This is a genomic window from Sphingobium sp. V4 (assembly GCF_029590555.1).
In the GTDB taxonomy this organism is placed as follows: domain Bacteria; phylum Pseudomonadota; class Alphaproteobacteria; order Sphingomonadales; family Sphingomonadaceae; genus Sphingobium.
Window position 1 is genome coordinate 1,652,286 of record NZ_CP081001.1, and the last position, 18,365, is coordinate 1,670,650.

The window sequence follows — 18,365 nt, forward strand, 5'->3', positions numbered from 1 at the left end:
AAGACCTCTAGCGGATACCGATGCTGCGGTCAGCCAAAACCCGCACGTCGCCCAGATCGGTCAGGAAGGCGGATATGGCGGAGTCAGCAGGGTGACCTTCCCCCTGTTCCGCCGAGACGAGGATGGCAACGGCGCGCTGGTCCTGTCCCAGCAGCCGGGCCTTCATCGTTTCCAGCTTGACCGTTGCCTTGCTGCCGGTCGGCGCCCGATCGCCCACGACGTAGAAGCTCACCACATGGCGCACCACCGGGCCGGGCGCGGTGATCTGCTCGCCACGCGCGTCGGCGGGCGCGCGAGCGGGCGAGGACCAGACCCATTCGCTGTCGGGATCAGCCGCGCCCTGGCCGAAGCCGACCAGTTCGCGCTGGTCCTCCTGCCGGACATAAGTGGCGATGGCGAGATCCACCACCCGCCCGCGGCCATTGCGATAGCGGCCGCTCACGAAATGATCCGCCCCGTCGAAGCGGGGTATCCACGGATAGGCCTGCGGCGTGCTGGTGCGGGTCCAGCCCGCGACGGACGGCATTTCCAGCACCGACGGCAACGCGGCAGCGGTCGCGGCGGTGGCGGCGAGCCAGAGCGGCGCGGCGATCACGAGCGCCAGCGCTGCGCCCGCCACCTTGCCCACCGGGCCGCCGCCCGCGCCTTCGCGCTGTAGAGCGCGCGGATCGAACCAGGGGTCGCCGGGCCTGCGGTCGAAAAAGGGCCAGGCGGCCGCCATGACGAGGAACATGACGATCGCGAAGAAGACCCAGCCATAAACGACATGGTCGAAGCCGACAGCGGCATCGACCGTGGTCAGGTGCGCCACGAGAATGGTGGCGAAGGCGCGGACGCCATTGGCCAGCACCGACAGGCCGAGCGCGCCAGCCATGAAAAGGATGCGGCGGTTCCAGTTGCGGAAGCAGACATTGCAGACCAGCGCGCCATAAGCGGTCATGGCGATCAGGAATTTCGCGCCGGAGCAAGCTTCAGCGACCTCGAAATAGCCGGTCGGCGTGGTGATGAAGATGCCCTCCATATGCGCGGGGACGCCTGACAGGTCGAGCAGCAGCATGGCGAGCCGCGCGGTCAGCAATTGCAGTGGCGGTACGATCTCCTCGCCGAAGGGGACCATGAAGAAGGCGTAAAAGAGCGGGAAGAGCAAAGCGCGGGCGACCGCCGGACCGAGCAGCGCGATGGTCGCGCCCTGGAGCATGACGACCAGCGCGCCATGGCGGATCATCGCCACCCCCGCCGCCGCGCCGAGCAGCCAGGCAAAGGCGCCGGCGCCCAGCCAGAGCAGGCCCGGCGCCCAGGCGACCGGCTGCAACTGGCGCAGGCCGCCCAGGCGTTGCTGCACCAGCCAGGCGATGAGAAAGGGGATGAAGAGGCAATGGCCGAAGGTGGACGCTTTCAACCAGATCGACACCATCGACCAGACATCGTTCAGGAAAAGCGAGAGGATGGCGAACGCCACCACGCCCAGCGCGACCAGATGGCGGCGCCAGCCGGTCAGGGCGATGAGCGGCACATGGTCGGACGCGATGGTGCGATCACTCATGCGACCGGAGCCCCGCCCAACAACAGATCGGGCAGCCGGTCGAGCGTCGCGGACCAGCGATAGCGTTGCTCCATCCGCGCCCTTGCCGCTTGCCCGAGCGCCGCCGCGCGGGCCGGGTCGGCGAGGAGCGCGATGATGCTTTCGGCTTCCTTCGCGGGATCGTCGGCGACCAGAAGATGCGCGCCATGGGTTGCGTCTATGCCTTCGGCGGCCTGCGACGAGGCCACAACCGGCCGGGCCATCGCCATGGCTTCGAGCACCTTGTTCTGGATGCCGCGCGCGATCCGCAGCGGTGCGACGACGACATCCGCCGCCGCCAGCCAGCCGCGCACATCGGGCACGCCGCCGGTCACGATCACGCCGGGCAGGTCGGCAAGCGCCTGCACCGACTTGACCGGGTTGCGGCCGACGATGGCGAAGCGGGCATCGGGATGGGCGGCGCGGATGGCGGGCAGGGTTTCGCGGGCGAAACTTTCCACCGCCTCGACATTGGGGCGATAATCCATCTGGCCGGTGAAGACGAGCAGCGGCCCCTGCCCTGCGTCGATGGGCGAAAAATCGGCGGCGGGATCGAAATAGTCGAGCGTGACGCCATTTTCGATCGCCACAACGCGACCCCGGTCGAGGCCCGTCGCCGCACGGAACATCTGCGCCTCGGCCTCGCTCACGAAGCTGGATATGGCGGCGCGCCGAGCGGTCCGTTGCTCGAAATCGAACAGCCGACGCCCTTCGCGCCGGTTGATCCAGGCCATGGGACCGCTGCCCTGCGCGCCATAGGCCGCATATTTGGCCGAATCGAAATCTACGAAATCCATCATCAGCGGGATATGCGCCGGCAGCACGGGCACGAAATGCGCCATCTGCGCCGAATAGGCGAAGACGGCGCGGACCGGCCGTTCCGCGAGCGTGCGGGCGACCCATTGGTGCAGGCCGGGATGATCGAACAATGCGATGAGGAGCGACTGGCGCCGGGCGAGGCCGGTCAGGCCGGCGACGACCCTGGACCGGTCGCGCATCAGCACGCACTGGCTGGCGGCGACCTGCGCCAGTTCACCGGCAAAGCCCATGTCGCGATCATCGTCGGCGAAACAGCCGACATGGACGGGCGCCACCTGCGCCAGACGTTTCAGCAGATGACAGGAGCGGATCTTGTCGCCCCGGTCCGGCGGAAAGGGAATGCGGTGGCAGAGGAAAAGAATGTCTCCGCTCACCCCAGCCCTCGCGCGATATGCGGGCCGATCAGGTTGGCGAGGGATTCGGGCAGTTTCTTCCACAATTCGACCTTGCGCCGATATTGGGGCGACAGCGGGTTGACGTCGCGCGTCTCATGGCCCGGCGCGGTGCGCAGATGATAGCCCAGCGGTTCACCCGCGAAGCCCCATGTCTTCTTCCATGCCGCCGGGCCGGTTCCGACCTTCGACCGGCCGAAGTCAAAAAGGGTGCAGCCCCGCTCGTGCGCGCGGCGCATCAGCCGGAAATAGAGCGCCTCGTTCGAGCGCATCGCGCGCGCGCCATCCGCTGCGCCGTGCCAGTAGGGCATACAGGCGCCCTGATGGTAAAGGCTGATGACGGCCGAGAGCGGCTTGCCATCCTTCGACACAAGGGCGATGTCGGCATCATCCCCGAACCGGTCGAGCACGGCGTCGAACAGGGCGCGGGGAAAGACGGGCGTGCCGAGATTGTGGACGCTGTGTGCATAGAGCCGATAGTGAATGTCGCGCAGTCTTTTGTCGCGGCCGACCTCGAAGGCCAGATCATTGGCCAGTCCCTTGCGGATTTCGGCCCGATGTCGCTTGGGCACGGCCTTGAGTTCCGCGGCGTCGTCCTCAGCCAGGGGACGGGAGAAACCGAGATAGGCGTCGGCCTTGTTTTGCCAGATGGGGTCGGTCGGCGCTTCGCCGCCGCGCAGTTCGACAGTCGTGCAGCCCAATGTCCGGGCGAGCGTCCAGGCGGCATCGGCCAGTGCCGGACCCGCCTTCCGGTGATCGACCAACATGCCGCCGTCGACCGCGAAGCCACTGCTGACCAGGGCGCGGCCGAACAGCGCAGACCGGATATGGGTGAGCGGCAACACGCCGGCGATTTTGCCACCCGGGCGGCGCGCGACCAGCATTTTCGCCTTCTGTCCGGTGCCCGCCTCGACCGCCATGATCCATCCCGGCCGGTGGAACGGCGTCGAATCGGGATGGGCCAGGACCCATTTGTCGAGTGCGGCGACCGTCGCGGGATCGGACAGGCGGGCCTCCTGCACGATAACCGCAAGATCAACAATCGCGTTCATGGTCATCTCCCCTCAGCCCAGTCCGCGCGCGATGAATGGTCCGACAAGGTTGGCGACCGGCAACGGCAATTTCTTCCAATATTCGATCCGTCGCTGATATCGGGCGCTGGTGGGATCGACGTCGCGCCGGGCTCCGTCCGGCGACCAGGCATGATAGACGAGCGGATGCGGTTCGAAGCCGAAGCTCCTCTTCCAGGCAGCCTGCCCGCTGCCGACCTTGGACCGGCCGAAGTCGAACCCGGTCATGCCCCGCGTCCGGGCATGGCCCATCAACCGATAATAGAGGAGTTCGTTGGACCGCAACCGGCGGGCATCACTGATGCCGCCGCCCCAATAGGGCATGACCCGGCCCCGATGGTAGAGGCTGAGCACGGCCGATACGGCCCGCCCCCCTTCCCGCACGATCAAAATGTCGGCATCCTGGCCGAACCGTTCCAGCACGGCGCGGAACAGGCGCGCGGGAAAGACAGGCGTGCCGAGATTGCGGACGCTGGTGGCGTAGACATGATAATGGTCGCGCAGATGGCGCCGGTCCCGGCCCACCTCGACCGTCAGCGCGGGATTGGCCAGCGCCTTTCGCAGTTCGGCGCGATGCTTGCGCGGCACGGCCAGCAATTCGGCCTCGTCATCGGCGGCGATCGGGCGGCTGAAGCCGACATGCTGCCCTTCCCGCCGGTCCCAGCCCGATCCGGGTTCCACGCCCCCGCGCAATTCGATCGGCAGGTTTCCGCGTGCGCGCGCAAGTTCCTGCGCCGCCGCGGCGAGCCTTGCCACCGCGCGCGCATCGTCGGCCAATATGCCGCCATCGACCGCGAAGCCGGTGGATATGAGCGCCTGCCCGAAGAACGCGCTCTTGACGTGATGGAGCGGCAGGAAGCCGATGATCTGACCCGAAGGCGCGACTGCCGTCAGCGCCAAGGCCCGGTTTCCCGTCGCCTCCTCGATCGCGCCGAGCCACGCGGGACGATGGAAGGGCGTTCCTTCCGCATGATCCAGCACATAGGCGTCGACCGCCTGCGCCTGCACCGGATCGCGCAGGTCGAGCATGGTTATGGCGATAGCGGCGCCGTTTCCTGCGATCATGTCGCGCGCGCCGCTTCGGCATCGGCCAGGGCGTCGACCCGAGTCCAGTCGAAATCACCGGTCAGGCGGCGCAGCTTGGCCGCCATCACCGACAGATTGCTGTAATGGCGCAGGCGGGAGCGCAGCGGCGCATCGGCCACGCGCGGCTGATCGGGATCGATTTCCCAGGGATGGAAATAGATGATCGCGGGCCGGCCGGCCTGTTCGTTGACCTGCCGGATCGCCCAGCGGGAAAAGCCATAGGGCAGCAGACGGAAGAAGCCGCCGCCGCCAGCCGCCAATGTGCGCTTGCCCAACCTGGCGGTCGTGACCGGCAACTCCACCAGCGGCGAATCCTTGACCGGCTTCCAGGCGAAGCGCGGAGAATCGGGCCAGCCATAATGGTCGTGCCGGATCGGCGCGACGCTGGAGGAATAGCGATAGCCTTCCTCCGCCAGGATCGGATGCGCCCAGGGCGTGCGCGGATCGATGGAGAAGCTGGGCGCACGATAGCCGGTCACGGCCTGCCCGCTCGCATCCTCCAGCAGGGCGCGTGCCTTGCGCAGGTCGGCGCGGAACTGGTCGGGCGTGAAGGTGAAGACGCGCGCATGGTCGTAGCCATGGCTCGCAATCTCATGCCCGCCCATCGCAATGCGCCGCATCAGCGCGGGATAGCGCTCCGCGACCCAGCCCAGGGTGAAGAAGGTCGCCTTCACACCCGCCTGCGCGAACAGATCCAGCACCGCATCGGTATTGCGCTCGACCCGGTGGGTCAGCCCGTCCCAGTCGGCACGGTCGATCGTGCGCTCGAAAGCGCCGACCTGGAACCAGTCCTCCACATCGACGGACAGGGCGTTGCGCATGGTCGTGTCACCCCGCCTTCGATCAGTGCGCGCGGGCCAGCGCCGCATCCTGCCCGGCGTCGGCCATCCGATCCTCACGCTCGACCCATTCGACCAGCATGGTCAGGACGCGGCGCAGCGCGGTATCCTGCTCCTCGGCGCGAAATTCGAGCGTGGAGAGGCGTTCCTCGACCAGGGTGAAGCAGTCCTTTAGCGCTTCGGGATCGACCGTCGGCACCGGCGCGCCGAAAGGCGCGTGGGCCTGGACCGCGCGCAGCGAGGCGATTTCGGCGCGCAGGGCGGCGATTTCGTCCTGCATGTCGCGGCGCAGCATATCGAGGGTCTCCTGCGGGTGGATTGGATCGACGATGTCTTCGTCCTGGTTGAGGGCGTGGACGGGGTCGAGTTCCGGTTCGTCGGAGTCCTGCCGGTCGGCCGAATGGCAGGCGACCGGCTCGTCCGGGGCGTCGACGGGCCAGACATCCTCGGTCGGCTCATCATGGGACGATGCGAAAGAGGGAACCGGGGACACCGGCTCGCTCTCCGCTTCGGCCGTACTGCCATAGGGAGCGGCGAAACGCGCAGGAGAGAGGAAACGCGGCTGATAGTCCTCGCCCTCCAGGTCCAGCGGTGCATCCTCATCCTGATCGACCGGATCGGCCAGGCTTTGCTCCGGCTGTTGCGGATCGGCGCCCGGCTGCTCGGTCCACGCGGATTCCGACGCCTCCGCCATGGGGAATACCGGCAAGGGTTCGGCAGATTCGGGTTCAACCGCCGCCTCCTCGGCTTCCACCGGATCGGCCCCATCCGGTTCGGCCGGTTCCTGGGCCAGATCGAGCACCGACGGTGCGATCGGTTCGGGCATCAGGTCGACATCCATGCCCATGTCGGCGACCACGGCCGCCACGACATCGGCGTCGATCTCGTGCAATCCCTCGATCGCGCCCAGCAGCAGCACGCGGCTGACAAGCGCGTTGAGGCGGCGCGGCACGCCGCCGGTCGCGGCATAAAGGGCGGAGAAGGCGGCCGGGGTGAAGGCGGGGTTTCCGCTCCAACCCGCCACGCCAAGACGATGGAGGATATAGGGTTCGACCTCGCGCGGCATCATCGGTTCGAGATGATGGGTCGCGATCACGCGCTGGCGCAACTGTTCCAGTTCCGGCGATTTCAGCAGGTCGCGAAATTCCGGCTGGCCGAGCAGGAATATCTGGAGGAGCGACTGTCCGCCCAATTGGAAGTTGGACAGCATCCGCAGTTCCTCGATCGCCGAAATCCCCAGATTCTGGCCTTCGTCCACGATCAGCAGGCTACGCCGTCCGGCGCGCGCCTGGGCATGGAGAAAGCCCTCTATTCGTTGCAGGGTCGCCGCCTTGGTGAAGCCTTCCGTCTCCAGACCGAAGCTCTGCGCGGCGAGGCGCAACATGTCGTCGCCCTCCACCTGCGTCGACACGATCTTGACCGCGGTCAGGCGCGCCGGGTCGATCGTCTGCATCAGATGCCCGACCAGCGTCGTCTTGCCCGCGCCGATGTCACCGGTGATGACGATGAAGCCTTCGCCCTGGGCAAGGCCATAGCCCAGATAGGACAGCGCCTTGCGGTGCGTGGCGCTCTCGAAATAATAATGCGGGTCCGGCGTCAGCTGGAACGGGCGGCCCTGCAATCCGTAGAATTGATCGTACATCTCTTCGTCTCCAAGGCGATCGGTTAGAAGCTGTAGCGCAGGCCGACCTGCCCCATGGCGCTGATGACCGTGTCGATGTCATCGGCCTTGACGCCGTCGATACCGACGGACGCCGATGCCGACAAACGTCGGCTCAGCCCCTTGAAATAGCTGGTGAAAGCACCGTAGTTGAGGACATCGGGCCGTCCACCGCTGGCATCGAAATAGTTGATGTAGGCGACAGTATCGATGCTGTCCCGGTCGTTGAACATATAGGTCATCGACGCATTGCCGAACCAGTTTTCATCCCGCGACCCGCGGATCAGCACGGTCTGGCCCTGCGGCGTGATGAACTTGCGCTGCGAATAGCCGGCGCCCAGTCCCCAGCCCCACGGGCCGCGCCGCAGCGCATATTGCGCCGAAACGCCGCGATAACGGAAATTGGCGTCGGTGATGCCCGACAGCGCGTCGTTGAAGCATTGCCCGCCGCCGGTGGCGGAGAAGGCGCAGCCGGTGAGGTCGCCGGTGAACGGATTGCGCACGACGTTGAGGTTGCTGCCTGACAGGGCGGCGACATCGGCCATGATCATCCGGCCGAAACTGTCGATGCCGTCGAAGACGACAAGCGCGAAATTACTGTCGCGCCCCTGCCAGAGGAAACTGCCCTGATAGGTCATGCCGCCATAGCGTTCGCCCACGCGCGCCTGAAGCGAGGTGCGATGGCTGGGCCGCCAGAGCACGCCCACGTCCCAGATGATGTCGTCAAATTCATAGACCAGCGCGCGCGGCGAGCTTTTGTCGGTGACATAGCGGCCGTCGCGTATGACCGGCGCGCCCGTCGCGTCCAGCACCGGCGAGCGCTGGCTGATCTCGATGTCCTCATAACCGATGCCGCCGACCAGCGCGACGGTGCGCGACACCGGCAGGGTAGCGTCCAGCCGGCCCCAGGCGTCCTCGAACCGCTGGTCGAGCTGGCTGGCATCCTCCCGATCATAGCCGGCGCTGGCGGTCAGGCCGACCGGCAGCACGGTTCCAGGCGCGAAGCCGACGGAGCCGAGCAGGCTGTGGGTCCAGCTGTCGGCGAAGGAGCCGCCGGGCAGCGCGCCGGGGAGGTCCGCATCGATATCGTCCTCCACCCGCGCATAGCCCAGCCGATAGGAGCCATTGACCGTGAAATCGCCGATCTGCGTCGTATAGGACGGGCCAACATAGCCGGCATAGACCTGGCTGGTGTAGCTGCTGTCGTTGAGCGCCGTCGCGCCCGAAAGCCCGTCGGTCCGAACGCGCGTCGCGAGACCGCCGGCGTTGAGCGTCAGCCCGCGGGCGACATGGGCCTGCGCGCTCACTATGCCGCTGATGACGTCCTGGTCGGGCGTCTGGCTCCCCCAGCCGAAGCTGTGATTATATTGGGCGTCGATGGTCGCTTCCACGCGACGGCTCTGGATCTGGGCCGTCACGCCTGCCGTGACATTGGTATAGGTCAGCACGTCGCCATCGCCCTTGAGCGGCGCCATGACGACCTGGTCGATGCCGAGATAGGGCACGACATCGAGCCGCTGCCGTGGCTGCGACGATTGGGCGAGCGCCGGCACGGCCATGGCGGCCAGCGCAAACATGGACGCGCCCGAAATCCAATGGCGCGCCGTCATGACTGCTCGCCCCCCTTGGCATAATAGCTGCCGAAACGGCGGCCGCCCGTGAAGCTGACGGCGTTGAGCAGCAGTTGCACCTGCGTTCCGCCCTTCAGCATGGCGGCGGCTTCGCGGACCGCGCTCTCGCTCGTCCGGTCGGCGCGCACGACCAGCAAGGCGATCGCGGCATGGCTGGCGAGTACGGCGGCCGGAGAGGCTGCGAGCAGGGGTGGCGAATCGAAGATGACGATCCGTTCCGGGCGCCCCTCGGTCAGCCGCGACAGCAGGTGCTGGGTCCGGGCAGAGGCCAGATATTCGGTGTCATTGTTGCTCCGCTGTCCGGCGGGCAACACCGCCAGCGACGGCAGATCGGTGCGGATGATGATATCCTCGATCGCGATCGACGGATCGGCCAGCGCGTCCATCAGACCCGGCCCGGCGGTCAGTCCCAGCTTGGCCGGGATGCCCGGCTTGCCGAAATCGGCATCGACCAGCAGGATTTCCCGATCCTTCTCCGCCGCCAGGCTGAGCGCCAGATTGATTGCGCAGAAGCTCTTGCCGTCGCCGCTATGCGCGGAACAGACGAGGATGCGATTGCCGCGCGGACTGGATTGCAACTGGGCGAGCAGGTCGCGCTTGAGCAGGCGGAACTCCTCGCTCATCGCGCTCACCGGACCGTCGGGCTGGAGATAGCCGGCCTCCGCCAGCGCCATGCGGTCGATCGGCTGGATCGGGCCGGTCCACGCAGGCGCGCGCATCGCCCGCGCATGAGCAGGAGCGGTCGCCTCGACCGCAGCTGCGGGCAGCGGCGGCAGGTCGGCCGAGAGGTCGACCGCTGGCGCGGCGCGGCCCTTGAGCGCGGCATTGAAATCATAGATTTCGGTGGCGCGCTCGATCAGCGATCCACGGCCCGTGATGGAGCTGTGCTGGTTCATGGTTTTCCGATCCTTCACGCCATGCCACGCTGGACAAATTCGACGACGATCAGCAGCAGGCAGACAGCGGCCAGGCCGCCGCTGGCGCCGGCGAACCATTTGAGCCGCTGCCGTTCGACCGCGACCTGCGCGGCGTTGCGCATCTGGCTGATCGAACCGGCCACAGGCAGGCCGATCGCCTTTTCGAGCCGGGCGGCGGTAGAGAAGCTGCCCTTGAGCTGGCCCATGGCGAAAGCCACACCGATCCCTGCGCCGATGCCCAGTATCAGCACGCCCAGCAGCAGCAGCGGCCGGTTGGGCGCGGATGGCGCGGTCGGGGCGCTGGGCGGCTGGATGACACGGAACTGGACGGAGCCGGTCTCGGTCTTGACCTCGCCGCGCAGCCGGATTTCCTCCCGGTCGGACATGAGCTTGTCATATTGAGTCTTGAGCGCCGCATAGTCGCTGTCGAGCTTTTCCTGCTCGGACGCGACGCCGGGTTCATCGACCTGGCGCGACATCATGGTGTTGAGATCGGCCTGAAGCTGCGCCTTGCGCGTCTGGAGCGCCTGCACGGTCGCTGCGCGCTCGGCCTGCATCGACTTGATCGATAGATAGGCGGGATTGGGCGTGCCGCCACCGCCGCTTGCGCTGCCGCCGCCCGCGCGACGCAGGGCATCGACTTCGCGCTGGGCCGCGATGACGTCGGGATGGCTAGCGGTCCAGCCGCGCGCGCGCATCGATGCGAGGTTGGATTGCGCCTGCGACAGCGCCGAGGGGCCGCCGGACGCACCCATGCCCGGAAGGGTCTGCGGCGTGCCGGCCAGCTGGCCGTTCATCGCGGACAGCGCGCTCTGCGCCTGGACCAGCTGCGAATCGAGCTGGTTGATCTCCATCCGCGCGGCGTCCATGCGCTGGCTGATGGAACCGGCGCCCGGCAACAGCCCGACATAGCGCTGGGCGAATTCGACGCGACGCTGGTCGGCGGCTTCCAGTTGCTTGCCGCGCGCGGCGATCTGCTGGTCGAGGAAAGCCAGGCTCTGCTTGGTTTCGTTGCGGTCGCCCGAGAGATTTTCTTCCTGGAAGATGTCGATCAGCTTCTGCACGATCTGTTGCGCAATACGCGCGTTGGCACCGTCCGACAGGCCCGAATCGGCCGAGATGGCGCTGATGTCGATCATGCTGGGATCGGCCTGCGCCATGACGGTGATATTCTCGCGCAGCCTGGTGATCTTCGCCGCGATGTCGCGCGGGCCGGCGACGGTCTGCGACAGATCGGTTTCGCGCACGACCTTTTCCAGATTTTCCGCGCTGGCGAGCGTACTGCGCACCCGGTCGAGATCCTGTTGCGACTGGACCTGAGTGATGCCCAGCTTGTCCTCCAGCAGCGACTGCGTGTTCACATAGACCCGCGCCTTGGACTGGTAGCTGTTGGGGATCAGCGCCACGCCCAGCCAACCGAGCATACAAACGCCCCAGGCGACGCCGAGAGCGATCCAGCGCCGGTTCCAGATGCCGTGAAGCAGAACCATCAGTTCGTCGTAAAGGCCCGCCATGGTCAGAACATGCTTTCGGGAATGATGATGACGTCGCCGGGCGCCAGCATGACGTTGGCACGGGTTTCCCCCTTCTTGAGCAGGTCGTTCAGGCGCACCTGATATTCCTTCTGCTTGCCCGTATCCTTGTCGAAGCGCACCAGTCGCGCGCGATTGCCCGCGGCAAATTCGCTGAGGCCGCCCACCGCGATCATCGCATCGAGCAGGGTCATGTTGGCGCGATAGGGAATGGAAGCCGGCTTTTCCGTCGCCCCCACGATCCGGACCTGCTGGCTGAAGGTGCCGCTGAAATTGTTGACGATCACCGACACCAGCGGATTTTCGATATATTGGGTCAGCGCCAGCTTGATGTCGTCGGCCAGCATTTTGGGCGTCTTGCCCACGGCTGGCATGTCGGTGATGAGCGGCGTGGTGATGCGACCGTCGGGGCGCACCTGAACCTTCGCGCCCAGTTCGGGATTGCGCCAGACGAAGATGGTGAGATCATCGAGCGGGCCGATGACATATTCCTCGCCCGGCCCCTCCTGCGTCGAGACGAAGGAGGCCGGGGGCAATTGCGGCCCGGACGGCCCGGAGGCGCAGCCCGACAAGGCGACGGCGGGCAGCGATGCACCGAGCAGAAGCCTGGAAACCGGCACGAAACGCATATTTTCACCCCTTGTCGTGGCCATGCGCCATCGGCCGCCAAAGAGAAGAGGCGGCCCGAGGGAACAGGGCTTTGGGCTTCTTCTTGCCCCGAAAGGGTAAAGATACCGTTAGGAGTTAAGTCCCGAGCAAATCAGCCAAGTAAAAGTTCGCGGGGACTTGGGTGGCCAAGGAAGGCGGCGGGGCTGGCCGATGCGCCATAGGCTCCGGCAAGGAAGATGGCGATGAGATCGCCCTCCTCCACCGGCGGCAGGGCTACCTTGTCCCCCAGCCGGTCGATCGGCGTGCAGAGGCATCCCACGACCGTTACCGGTTCCGCCGCCGGGGCGACGCCGAAACGGTTTGCGACCGCGATCGGATAGTTGCGCCGCACGACCGTGCCGAAATTGCCGCTGGCGGCGAGTTGATGGTGCAGGCCGCCGTCGACAACGACGAAGGTTTCACCCTGGCTGATCTTCACGTCGACCACGCGCGTCAGATAGACGCCCGCCTCGCCGACCAGCCAGCGGCCAAGTTCGATCGCGAAGCCGCTGCCGCGGAGAATGTCGGCCCTCTGCTCCAGAGCCGTGTCGAGCGCCGTGCCGATCGGCCGGATGTCGAGCCGCTGATCGCCGGGGAAATAAGGGATGCCGAAGCCGCCGCCCAGATTGACCAGCGCCGGGCTGGCGCCCACATCGTCGGACAGGCGTGCGGCAAGTGCGATGGTCGCGGCCTGGGTTTCGATGATCGCCAGCGGATCCAGATTCTGGCTGCCCGCGAAGATATGCCAGCCCTGCCACGCCGCCCCGGCGTCGATCACCATGCGGGCGAGCGCCGCCGCCCGGTCCGCATCGACGCCGAAGGGCTTGGCGCCGCCACCCATACGCATCCCCGACCCCTTGAGATCGAAGTCGGGATTGACGCGGACGGCAAGGCGCGGCGTCTTGCCGATCGCGTCGGCCACGGCCAGAGCGCGGCGCGCCTCCCCTTCCGATTCGAGATTGATGGTCACGCCCGCGAAGATGGCGGCGGACAATTCGTCATTGCGCTTGCCCGGCCCGGCGAAGCTGATGCGATCGTGCGCCATTTCAGCTTCGAGCGCCATGTCCATTTCGCCACCCGAAGCGATGTCGAAACCGTCGACCAGATGCGCCATGCGCGCCAGCAGCGGGACGAAGGGATTGGCCTTGATCGCATAATGAAGATGGAGCGTATCCGGCATGGCGTCTCGGAAATGGCGGACCTGCGCCTCGACGATCGCCATGTCATAGACGAAGAGCGGCGTGTCGCCCGCCTCGTCCACCAGGCTTTCCGCGCCGCAGTCGCCGATCAGCAGCATGTCGTCCTCGGCATCGAACCAGGACGGGATCGGACCCATGGGCTTCATACGCCAGACTCCCCGGTGCCAAAATCTCTCGACAGTGCAACCCGGTCGATCTTGCCATTGGGATTGCGGGGAAATTCAGGGCGCACGATGATGTCCTTGGGCTGCATGAAATTGGGCAGTTCGACCTTGAGCTGCGCCGCGACCGCTTCGGCGATGGCGGGATCGTCGGCGCGCAGGAGCAGACGCACCGCCTGTCCCAGCCGGTCGTCCTTGACGCCGAGCGCCACCGCTTCGGCCACGCCGGGCACGGCGACGGCCGCCTCCTCGATCTCGGTCGGGCTGATGCGGTTCCCGGCCGACTTGATCATCGCGTCGTCGCGGCCGACGAAATAGAGCAGTCCGTCCGCGTCGCGCCGCACCGTATCGCCCGACCAGACCGCCATGCCGCCATAGCGCGACGCGGCCGGTGCCGGCCGGAAGCGTTCGGCCGTGCGCGCCGGATCGCGCCAATAGCCCTGCGCCACCAGCGGGCCGCAATGGACCAGTTCGCCCGGCTCGTCGCTGTCGGTCAGGCTACCGTCGGGGCGCACAACTAGGATTTCGGCGAAAGGGATGGCGCTGCCCATCGAATCGGGATGAGCGTCCACCAGAGCGGGCGGCAGATAGGTGGAGCGAAACGCCTCGGTCAGGCCGTACATGGGATAAAGGTCCGCCTGAGGGAATAGTGCCCGCAGCCTCGCCACCAGCGGACGGGTCAGCGCGCCGCCGCTGTTGGTCAGGCGCTTCAATTTCGCAGCGACTTCCGACGGCCATTCCAGTTCGGTCAGTTGCACCCAGAGCGGAGGCACGCCAGCCAATGTCGTAATGTCGCGCCGGTCCACCAGCTTCATGACGTCGCGCGGCGTCAGATAGTCGAGCGGATAGACGCAGCCACCCGAGAACCAGGTCGAAAGCAGCTGGTTCTGGCCATAGTCGAAGCTGAAGGGCAGGACGCAGGCGGTGCGATCGTTTGGCGCGAGTTTCAGATAGTCAGCCACCGCCACCGCGCCCAGCCATAGATTGGCATGGGTCAGCACCACGCCCTTGGGCCGCCCGGTCGACCCGCTGGTGTAGAGAATCGCGGCCAGATCGTCCGGCCTTGCGTCCGATGGGCCTATCCCCTGCCCGCCGCTCATGGCGCAGGCCGCATCATCTTCCCGGTGAAGCCGGCATCCGGGCGGGACGTCACCCGGCTTCAGGCTGTCGAGTCGCGCCGCCGTTCCTATCAGCAGCGCTGCCCCGCTGTCCGCCAGGATATGGGCGACCTGAGCATGTTTGAGCAGCGGATTGATCGGCACATGGACCAGGCCGGCGCGCGGCGCGGCCAGCGGCATCAGCGCCGCCACCGGCCCCTTGGCCACCCAGCTCGCGACCCGTGCGCCCGATTCCAGTCCGAAGCCCGCAAGCCAACCGGCCAGCCGGCCCAGCGTCTGTTCCAGTTCGGCATAGCTGTAGCTGCCCGATCGGCCGTCCAGCGCCAGCTGGACCGAATCGCCGCGAAGCAGCAGATGGTCCACCGGACTAAGCTGAGCGCCGTCGATCATGGAAGGATATTCAGTCACGGCCGCTTAACTCCATGTGCAGATTCTTCTCCTATGCGTGTCGTGACTGGGGCGGAGATAGTCGGTTGCGGGCGCCAAGGGAATATCACAGCCTGGATGATGTGCGGCAGGCGCTCGCCGGCCGCCTCGGTCGCGGCCATGTGCCCGCCCTTTTCGGAAGACTCGACTGGTTCGAGGCGCTCCATCGCCATTGCTGCGCCCAATTGCCGCTCCGCATCCTCCACGCTCAGGAGGGCGAGGCCGAAGTCTGGCTGTTCCTGGTCGCCCCTGCCCCGCGCCGGATCAGCGCGCTGGCGAACTGGTACAGCTTTTCCTGGGCGCCCATCTTCCTCGGTGCGCCGGACCCGGCCGCGCAGGCACGCCTGCTCGACGCGGTCGCCCGCGCATTGCTCGCGCAGTGCGCGCAGATTGACCTCTATCCACTCGAGGATGGCACCGAGCTGCTGAACGCCTTGCGCCGCGCGGGCTGGTTTACCGTAAGCCGGCCGATGGGCGGGCGCCATTTGCTGAAGATGGAGGGTCGCAGCTTTGAGGATTATTGGGCGGCACGCCCCGGCCGGCTGCGGAACCTGGTCCGGCGCAAAGGGCGCAACAGCCCCTTCGCCCTGTCGATCAGCGACAGGCTGACCGACGATCTGTGGACCGACTATGTCGATGTCCATGCACGCAGCTGGAAGGACGCGGAACCGGCGAGCGGCCTCGATTTCCTGCGCGCCCTCGCCGAACGGGAAGCGGCAGCGGGAACCCTGCGACTGGGTTTCGCCCGGCTCGACGGACGGGCGGTCGCGACGCAATTGTGGACGATCGAGCATGGCGTCGCGCTGATCCACAAGCTGAGCCATGACCGCGCGTGCGACGGCGGATCGCCCGGCACGCTGCTGAGCCACGCCATGTTCGAACAGGCGATCGATCAGGATCGAGTCACGCTGATCGACTACGGTACCGGCGACAATGGCTACAAGCGCGACTGGATGGAGCAACGCGTTCCGCTCCAGCGGATCGACGCCTTCAACCCGCGCGCGGCCTCCGCCTGGCTGCCCGCGGCGCGGACGGCTATTTCCGCGCTTGTAGGTTAGGCCGCGAGCCTTTATTCAGGCCCCATCATGCGGGCGCAAACTTCTCAACCGGTCGATCGGACCATCGATGTGGACAGCCTGATGCGAGCGCTGTTGCGCGACGTGCTGGGACTGACGCAGAGCCAAGTCGACGCGTTCGACGCGGACACTCCGTTGTTCGGCGCTCTGCCCGAACTGGATTCCATGGCGGTCGCCGGCCTGCTGACCGAGATGGAGGACCGTTTCGACATCCTGATCGAGGATGACGATATCGACGGTGACACGTTCGAGACTTTCGGAACCCTGGTAGCGTTCGCGCAGGCGAAGATAACGGGCTGAACGCCCGTTTCAGCGGCGAAGGCCCGGTTCTGGCGCCATCGTCCAAGACCCCGGCATTCGCCGGGGCCGCATATATTCAAGCCTCGACCAGTTCCTCGAAATCGGCCTCGGCCAGGAATTTCTCGACGTCGAGCGCGGCCATGCAGCCCATGCCGGCGGCGGTCACGGCCTGGCGGTAGATCTTGTCGGTGACGTCACCCGCCGCGAACACGCCGGGAATGGCGGTGCGGGTCGTGCCCTTTTCCACCAGGATATAGCCTTCGTCGAGCGGCAGCTTGCCGGTGAAGAGTTCGGTCGCCGGATGATGGCCGATGGCAACGAAACCACCGTCGGTCGGTACATGCGACTTTTCACCCGTGACCGTATCGATGAGGTCGACGCCCACCAGCCCTTCGGGCGTGCCGCCGCCGACGAACTGTTCCACCGCCTTGTTCCAAAGTACCTTGATGTTCGGATGGGCGTGCAGGCGCTGTTGCAGGATCTTTTCCGCGCGCAGCGAATCCCGGCGGTGGATCAGCGTCACGTCATGGCTGTGGTTTGTGAGGTAGAGCGCTTCCTCGACAGCGGTGTTGCCGCCGCCGATCACCACCACCTTCTTGCCGCGATAAAAGAAGCCATCGCAGGTGGCGCAGGCCGAAACGCCCTTGCCCTGGAGATGCTCCTCGCCAGGCACGCCCAGCCATTTGGCCTGGGCGCCGGTGCAAATCACCAGCGTGTCGGCGACGTAGAGCGTGCCACTGTCCCCGCGCAGGCGGAAGGGACGCTCGCTGAGGTCGACGTCGACGATCTGGTCATACATCATCTGCGCGCCGACATGCTCGGCCTGGGCCTGCATCTGCTCCATGAGCCAAGGCCCCTGGATCACGTCCTTGAAGCCGGGATAATTTTCCACGTCGGTCGTGATGGTGAGTTGCCCGCCCGGCTGCATCCCCTGCACCACGATCGGCGCAAGGCCGGCGCGCGCGCCGTAGATGGCGGCGCTGAGGCCCGCCGGGCCGGAACCGAGGATCAACATGCGGGTCGAATGGGTAGCGGTCATAAGAGGCTTTCGGCTGCGATTCGTGTTGGCCAGAGAGATAGGCCGTGACGAAGCGCTGGCAAGCGAAGGATTTGCTTGGCGCCATGCAAGCTGGCCTGCGCGGGCCATGGCGTGAATGAAGAGCCGCACTCGCTCTCGGCCGATCCGGCGGCTTGAACCGTGCCGCCGGCGCGTTACGCTGGCGGCATGAACGCACCTTCCGCCTTTGCCCGCAACCGCCGCTCGCGCTGGATCAGCATCCCGCTCAGGCTCCTCTTTGGCTTCGTCGCCCTGTCGCTGCTGATGGTAGTGGTCTACCGCTTCGTGCCGCCGCCCGTGACCTGGACGATGCTGCTTGACCCCAATGGCATCACCAAGGACTGGACCAGCCTGGACGAGATCGATCCGGACATGGCGCGGGCGGCGATCGCGGCGGAGGACGGGAAATTCTGCTCGCACCATGGCTTCGACGTGGACGCGATCGCCAAGGCGGCGATCCATAACGCCAGCGGCGGTCGCGTGCGCGGCGGATCGACCATCAGTCAGCAGACGGCGAAGAATGTCTTTCTCTGGCAGGGCGGCGGCTTCGTCCGCAAGGGTCTGGAGGCCTGGTTCACCGTCCTCATAGAGGCGATGTGGGGGAAAAGACGGATCATGGAGGTCTATCTGAACGTCGCCGAGACCGGGATCGGAACCTACGGCGTACAGGCGGGCGCTATTCGCTACTTCCGCCATGGCGCGGGCAAGCTGACCCGTGCCGAGGCAGCGCGCATCGCCGCCGTCCTGCCGCTGCCCAAGAAGCGCGCGGCCGTGGCGCCCAGCGGATTCACCCGCCGCTACGGCAATTCGATCGCCGCCCGCATCGGCGTGGTGCAGCGCGATGGGCTGGATGGGTGTCTGAAATGAAAAGGG

Annotated in this window: 16 protein-coding genes; 3 read left to right on the plus strand and 13 right to left on the minus strand. The window is 66.4% G+C overall.

The window, feature by feature from the left end:
• Positions 1-7: 7 nt before the first annotated feature.
• From xrtA to K3M67_RS08380, 12 genes are all read right to left on the minus strand, one after another.
• A complete protein-coding gene (xrtA, locus tag K3M67_RS08325) occupies positions 8-1,543 on the minus strand; it encodes an exosortase A (RefSeq protein ID WP_285831259.1) in 1,536 nt (511 codons plus the stop codon).
• Entirely contained in the window at positions 1,540-2,754 is a 1,215-nt protein-coding gene (locus K3M67_RS08330) for a TIGR03087 family PEP-CTERM/XrtA system glycosyltransferase (RefSeq protein WP_285831260.1), read from the minus strand. Before K3M67_RS08330 ends, xrtA begins: the two co-directional genes overlap by 4 nt.
• Complete coding sequence (locus tag K3M67_RS08335) at positions 2,751-3,824, minus strand: FemAB family XrtA/PEP-CTERM system-associated protein (RefSeq protein ID WP_285831261.1); 1,074 nt, start codon at positions 3,822-3,824, stop codon at positions 2,751-2,753. Before K3M67_RS08335 ends, K3M67_RS08330 begins: the two co-directional genes overlap by 4 nt.
• Positions 3,825-3,836: 12 nt before the next feature.
• On the minus strand, positions 3,837-4,907 hold the full coding sequence (locus K3M67_RS08340; protein WP_066859108.1) for a FemAB family XrtA/PEP-CTERM system-associated protein: 1,071 nt from the start codon (positions 4,905-4,907) through the stop codon (positions 3,837-3,839).
• The gene (locus tag K3M67_RS08345) at positions 4,904-5,749 is read right to left on the minus strand and encodes an XrtA system polysaccharide deacetylase (RefSeq protein WP_285831262.1); all 846 of its coding nucleotides are present in this window, start codon (positions 5,747-5,749) and stop codon (positions 4,904-4,906) included. The genes K3M67_RS08340 and K3M67_RS08345 overlap by 4 nt, the downstream gene beginning before the upstream one ends.
• Before the next feature lie 22 nt (positions 5,750-5,771).
• Positions 5,772-7,409, minus strand: a complete 1,638-nt coding sequence (locus K3M67_RS08350; protein WP_285831263.1) for an XrtA/PEP-CTERM system-associated ATPase — start codon at positions 7,407-7,409, stop codon at positions 5,772-5,774.
• Between the two features lie 23 nt (positions 7,410-7,432).
• On the minus strand, positions 7,433-9,037 hold the full coding sequence (locus K3M67_RS08355; RefSeq protein ID WP_285831264.1) for a hypothetical protein: 1,605 nt from the start codon (positions 9,035-9,037) through the stop codon (positions 7,433-7,435).
• Positions 9,034-9,954 (minus strand): P-loop NTPase, encoded by a 921-nt coding sequence (locus K3M67_RS08360; protein ID WP_066859105.1) that lies wholly within the window; start codon positions 9,952-9,954, stop codon positions 9,034-9,036. The genes K3M67_RS08355 and K3M67_RS08360 overlap by 4 nt, the downstream gene beginning before the upstream one ends.
• 14 nt (positions 9,955-9,968) lie before the next feature.
• On the minus strand, positions 9,969-11,489 hold the full coding sequence (locus K3M67_RS08365; RefSeq protein ID WP_066859104.1) for an XrtA system polysaccharide chain length determinant: 1,521 nt from the start codon (positions 11,487-11,489) through the stop codon (positions 9,969-9,971).
• 2 nt (positions 11,490-11,491) lie between these two features.
• Positions 11,492-12,136, minus strand: a complete 645-nt coding sequence (locus K3M67_RS08370; RefSeq protein ID WP_285831265.1) for an XrtA/PEP-CTERM system exopolysaccharide export protein — start codon at positions 12,134-12,136, stop codon at positions 11,492-11,494.
• A 131-nt stretch (positions 12,137-12,267) separates the two neighbouring features.
• The gene (locus K3M67_RS08375) at positions 12,268-13,500 is read right to left on the minus strand and encodes a pyridoxal-dependent decarboxylase, exosortase A system-associated (RefSeq protein WP_285831266.1); all 1,233 of its coding nucleotides are present in this window, start codon (positions 13,498-13,500) and stop codon (positions 12,268-12,270) included.
• The gene (locus K3M67_RS08380; protein ID WP_285832913.1) at positions 13,497-15,023 is read right to left on the minus strand and encodes an acyl-CoA ligase (AMP-forming), exosortase A system-associated; all 1,527 of its coding nucleotides are present in this window, start codon (positions 15,021-15,023) and stop codon (positions 13,497-13,499) included. Before K3M67_RS08380 ends, K3M67_RS08375 begins: the two co-directional genes overlap by 4 nt.
• An 83-nt stretch (positions 15,024-15,106) precedes the next feature.
• Between K3M67_RS08380 and K3M67_RS08385 the strand changes: the two genes are divergently transcribed.
• Complete coding sequence (locus K3M67_RS08385) at positions 15,107-16,117, plus strand: GNAT family N-acetyltransferase (protein ID WP_285831267.1); 1,011 nt, start codon at positions 15,107-15,109, stop codon at positions 16,115-16,117.
• 27 nt (positions 16,118-16,144) lie between these two features.
• Positions 16,145-16,435: a phosphopantetheine-binding protein gene (locus K3M67_RS08390; RefSeq protein ID WP_066859101.1), complete on the plus strand. Its 291-nt coding sequence runs from the start codon at positions 16,145-16,147 to the stop codon at positions 16,433-16,435.
• Between the two features lie 76 nt (positions 16,436-16,511).
• Here the strand turns inward: K3M67_RS08390 and trxB are convergent, their stop codons facing one another.
• Positions 16,512-17,474 carry a thioredoxin-disulfide reductase gene (trxB, locus tag K3M67_RS08395; protein ID WP_066859100.1) on the minus strand — a complete coding sequence of 321 codons (963 nt, stop codon included), beginning with the start codon at positions 17,472-17,474 and terminating at the stop codon, positions 16,512-16,514.
• Positions 17,475-17,660: 186 nt separating this feature from the next.
• On the opposite strand from trxB, the gene mtgA reads away from it, so the two are divergent.
• Complete coding sequence (mtgA, locus tag K3M67_RS08400; protein WP_066859465.1) at positions 17,661-18,359, plus strand: monofunctional biosynthetic peptidoglycan transglycosylase; 699 nt, start codon at positions 17,661-17,663, stop codon at positions 18,357-18,359.
• Positions 18,360-18,365 lie beyond the last annotated feature (6 nt).

Bases quoted from the DNA above. Each gene is read 5' to 3' on its own strand.
- K3M67_RS08335 (WP_285831261.1), bottom strand. From the start codon at position 3,824: ATGAACGCGATTGTTGATCTTGCGGTTATCGTGCAGGAGGCCCGCCTG.
- K3M67_RS08360 (WP_066859105.1), bottom strand. From the start codon at position 9,954: ATGAACCAGCACAGCTCCATCACGGGCCGTGGATCGCTGATCGAGCGC.
- K3M67_RS08380 (WP_285832913.1), bottom strand. From the start codon at position 15,023: ATGATCGACGGCGCTCAGCTTAGTCCGGTGGACCATCTGCTGCTTCGC.
- K3M67_RS08375 (WP_285831266.1), bottom strand. From the start codon at position 13,500: ATGAAGCCCATGGGTCCGATCCCGTCCTGGTTCGATGCCGAGGACGAC.
- K3M67_RS08350 (WP_285831263.1), bottom strand. From the start codon at position 7,409: ATGTACGATCAATTCTACGGATTGCAGGGCCGCCCGTTCCAGCTGACG.
- K3M67_RS08340 (WP_066859108.1), bottom strand. From the start codon at position 4,907: ATGATCGCAGGAAACGGCGCCGCTATCGCCATAACCATGCTCGACCTG.
- K3M67_RS08355 (WP_285831264.1), bottom strand. From the start codon at position 9,037: ATGACGGCGCGCCATTGGATTTCGGGCGCGTCCATGTTTGCGCTGGCC.
- K3M67_RS08365 (WP_066859104.1), bottom strand. From the start codon at position 11,489: ATGGCGGGCCTTTACGACGAACTGATGGTTCTGCTTCACGGCATCTGG.
- K3M67_RS08370 (WP_285831265.1), bottom strand. From the start codon at position 12,136: ATGCGTTTCGTGCCGGTTTCCAGGCTTCTGCTCGGTGCATCGCTGCCC.
- xrtA (WP_285831259.1), bottom strand. From the start codon at position 1,543: ATGAGTGATCGCACCATCGCGTCCGACCATGTGCCGCTCATCGCCCTG.
- K3M67_RS08345 (WP_285831262.1), bottom strand. From the start codon at position 5,749: ATGCGCAACGCCCTGTCCGTCGATGTGGAGGACTGGTTCCAGGTCGGC.
- trxB (WP_066859100.1), bottom strand. From the start codon at position 17,474: ATGACCGCTACCCATTCGACCCGCATGTTGATCCTCGGTTCCGGCCCG.
- K3M67_RS08390 (WP_066859101.1), top strand. From the start codon at position 16,145: ATGCGGGCGCAAACTTCTCAACCGGTCGATCGGACCATCGATGTGGAC.
- mtgA (WP_066859465.1), top strand. From the start codon at position 17,661: ATGAACGCACCTTCCGCCTTTGCCCGCAACCGCCGCTCGCGCTGGATC.